At 72.7% G+C, this 3,267-nt stretch carries 4 protein-coding genes; 1 reads left to right on the forward strand and 3 read right to left on the reverse strand.

Features of this window, described 5'->3' with window-relative positions; translation table 11 throughout:
- Window positions 1-392 (reverse strand): iron chelate uptake ABC transporter family permease subunit (locus tag AB0C29_RS40165; protein WP_360832109.1); only part of this gene is annotated, 392 nt, incomplete at its 3' end.
- Entirely contained in the window at window positions 389-1,402 is a 1,014-nt protein-coding gene (locus tag AB0C29_RS40170) for an ABC transporter substrate-binding protein (protein WP_360832112.1), read from the reverse strand. The genes AB0C29_RS40170 and AB0C29_RS40165, both read right to left, overlap by 4 nt.
- 150 nt (window positions 1,403-1,552) lie before the next feature.
- Here AB0C29_RS40170 and AB0C29_RS40175 point away from each other — a divergent pair, with 150 nt between their 5' ends.
- Window positions 1,553-2,698 (forward strand): DUF5925 domain-containing protein, encoded by a 1,146-nt coding sequence (locus AB0C29_RS40175; RefSeq protein ID WP_360832115.1) that lies wholly within the window; start codon window positions 1,553-1,555, stop codon window positions 2,696-2,698.
- A gap of 1 nt (window position 2,699) precedes the next feature.
- Here AB0C29_RS40175 and AB0C29_RS40180 read toward each other — a convergent pair.
- The coding region (locus tag AB0C29_RS40180; protein ID WP_360832117.1) for an MmpS family transport accessory protein at window positions 2,700-3,267 on the reverse strand (568 nt) is incomplete at its 5' end.

Below are 3,267 nucleotides of genomic sequence, written 5' to 3' on the forward strand. Positions count from 1 at the left end.
AGCACCCGGATGGCCAGCACGACGGCGGTGGCCGCGCCCGCGTTGATGCCGAGGATGCCCGGGTCGGCCAGCGGGTTGCGGGTCAGCGCCTGCATCAGCGCGCCGGCCAGGCCCAGGGCGATCCCGGCGGCCAGCCCGATGACGGTACGCGGCACCCGCAGGTCCAGCACGATCCGGACGTCCTCGGAGGTCACCCCGTGGGTGAAGAAGGCGTCCCAGATCGTGCCCAGCGGGATCGGCTTGGTGCCGACCACGATGCTGAGCACGGCCACCGCCGCGAGCGCCCCGGTCGCGGCGACCAGCCCGAGACCACGGGTGGTCAGCCCGCCCCGGGCCCGGACGCGCGCCTCGAGCGGGGTGTAACCGGCGCGCTCGGCGGCGGTGCTGGTCACGCCAGGGCGGCCTTGACGAGCGGCACGAACTTTTCGATGACGTACGGGGTGCTCAGCACGGAGTTGGTGGAGAAGCCGTTGACCAGGTCGGCGTCGTCGACGATGAGCAGCCGGCCGGCCTTGGCCGACGGGATGCTGTTCAGCACGGTGTCCTTCTTGAGCTCAGCACCGGCGCCCAGGGCGAAGATGACGGTCAGATCGGCGTCGAGCAGGCCGACCTTCTCCTTGGAGACCTCGGCGTAGAAGTTGGCCGGCTTGAGATCCTCGATCTGCTGCGAGTTCTGGAAGCCGAGCGCCTCCATGAACTGCACCCGGCCGTCGCCGCGGGTGTACGCGCCGTACTGCCCGCTGAACGCGGCCGCGACGACCACGCTCTTGCCGGCGAACCCGGGGTTGGCCGCCTTGGCGTCGGCGAGCGCCTTGTCGTTGGCCGCGACCAGGGCCTCCCCCTCGGCCTTGCGGCCCAGCGCCTCGGCGATCAGCAGCGTCTGGTCCTTGAGGGTGGTGCCGTACGGCGCCGTGCCGGCCGGGCCGGACAGCGTCGGGGCGAGCTTCTCCAGCTGGTCCCACTCGGCCTTGGTGTTGGCGCTCTTGGTGAAGGTGATCAGGTCCGGGCGCAGCGTGGCGACGCTCTCGAAGTTGATCTCGGGACCCTTGAGCACGGTGGGCTCGGCCCCGTTGAGCTTGGCCTGGGCCCACGGCCCGACACCGGTCGGCCAGGCCTGGAACCAGTCGAGGATCCCGGCCGGGACGACACCGAGGGCGAGCAGCGCGTCGGCGTCTCCCCAGCCGAGCGACACGACCGTCTTCGGCGCCTCCTCGACGGTGGTGCTGCCGAACTGGTGGGTCACCGTGACCGGGAACGAGCCACCGGTCGCGGCGGACGAGCCACCCGTGCTCGGGCTCTCGCCGCTGTCGCTGTCGCCACAGGCCGTGAGCAGGCCGGCGGCCGCCACGCCCGCTGCACCGAAGAGCAGGTTCCGGCGCGAGATGAGCGGATGGGTCGCCATGTCGAACTCCGTTCAGGTTAGGTAACCCTCACCTTACCGACGCTCACGGATCTTGGGAAACCGGAGTGAGCAGCCGCATAGCGGCCCCGTTCGGGCCAACCTGCCGGAAAACCGGGTGCTCATCCCCCACTTCGGGTCGATCATGGGGTAATGCGTACCCCCCATCAGTCCGTCGACCGGCCCGGCAGCCGCCTGGTGGAAGCGGCGGCCCCGCCGACCGCCCCCGCCACCCTGCCGCTGTCCGGTGCCGTCGATGACGGTGACCGGCTGGTGGACGTGGTCGACCTGCTCGCGCTGGACGCTTTCGTCACCGGCCGGGAGCCGTTCGGCCGCACGCGGTACCTGGAAAACGTACGCGCCGAGGCGCTGCTGACCACGGAGGACGCGCGCATCGTGCGCGACGCCGTGGAGGAGGACGGGCACGGCCGGCTGTCGGTCGGCGAGGGCTGGACGCTGCACGTCACCCGCTGGAAGCAGAGCCGCCGGGCCCGGGTCACGGTCACCGCGATCAGCTCCGAGCTGGCCGAGTCGGTGCTGGCCGTCGCCGTCGAGGACGCCGTCGAGGAGCCGGAGCCGGCCGACGACAGCGTGCCGATCGGCTTCTGGCACTACGGCGCGCACGGCCCGCGCCGGGTGCAGCGCGAGATCGACGCGGCGCCGTGGGACAAGATCCGGGCCAACTACGCCGGCCCGGTGGCGAGCACCCTGGAACGACTGATGGCCATCGACGGCACGGCGGTCAACGGCCGGCTGCTCCTGCTGCACGGCGAGCCGGGCACCGGCAAGACCACCGCGCTGCGGGCGCTGGCCCAGCAGTGGCGCTCGTGGTGCCAGGTCGACTGCGTGCTCGACCCGGAACGCCTCTTCGGCGACCCGGCCTACCTGATGAGCGTCGCCCTGGGCAGCGGCGACGACGACGAACCGCGCTGGCGCCTGCTCATGCTCGAGGACTGCGACGAGCTGATCAGCGGTGACGCCAAGGCCAGCGCCGGCCAGTCGCTGTCCCGGCTGCTCAACCTGACCGACGGGCTGCTCGGCCAGGGCCGCAACGCGCTCATCGGGATCACCACCAACGAGGACCTGGCCACGCTGCACCCCGCGGTGGTCCGGCCGGGGCGGTGCCTGGCCAGCATCGAGGTCGGGCGGCTGCCGTACGGGGAAGCAGTGGCCTGGCTGGGCACCCCGGCCGGCGTCGGCCCGCACGGCGCGACCCTGGCCGAGCTGTACGCGCTGCGCACCGGCGCCCAGCCGGTGACCGTCCCGGTGACGCCCCCGGCCACCGGCATGTACCTGTGAGTCAGCCGCTGCACTGCGGCGCGGCGTAGCGGCCGTCGGCGGTGGTGGAGCTGAGCAGCTTGCCGTCGAGGGTGATCGTGCAGGTGACGGGCCCGGCGTCGCCGCCGCCCTTGCGCTGGCTGATGAGCACCAGCGGCTTCTTCTGCCCGGTCACCTCGAAGGTGACGCGCCAGGGCAGGGCGATCCCGCTCAGCCGGATGATGTCGCCGTCCTGGTCCGTGTAGTCCACGCTGCCGATGTTGCGCGATCCGCTCGCCGTGACCTCGTAGACCACGACCTGGCCCCCGGCCGTGGGCGCCGCGACACCGCCGGTCTTGGGCGCCGCCACGCCGCCGGAGCTGGCCGGGCCGCTGCTGACCGCGACGATCGGCTTCTCGCCCGCCGGCGCGGTGGTGGCTGCCCGGCGGGTCGGTGCCGCGGCAACCGCCTTGGAGCCGGCATCGACCGAGGGGGTCGGTCCCTGCGCGTCGTTGTCCTCGCCGGACCCGCCGCCGAACTGGTCGATGGCCAGCATCCCGGCGATGAACAGGGCGCAGGCCGCGAGCACGGCCACGATCCACCGGGTCGCC

The organism is Actinoplanes sp. NPDC048791, from assembly GCF_040650095.1.
Lineage (GTDB): Bacteria > Actinomycetota > Actinomycetes > Mycobacteriales > Micromonosporaceae > Actinoplanes.

Bases quoted from the DNA above. Each gene is read 5' to 3' on its own strand.
- AB0C29_RS40170 (WP_360832112.1), bottom strand. From the start codon at position 1,402: ATGGCGACCCATCCGCTCATCTCGCGCCGGAACCTGCTCTTCGGTGCA.
- AB0C29_RS40175 (WP_360832115.1), top strand. From the start codon at position 1,553: ATGCGTACCCCCCATCAGTCCGTCGACCGGCCCGGCAGCCGCCTGGTG.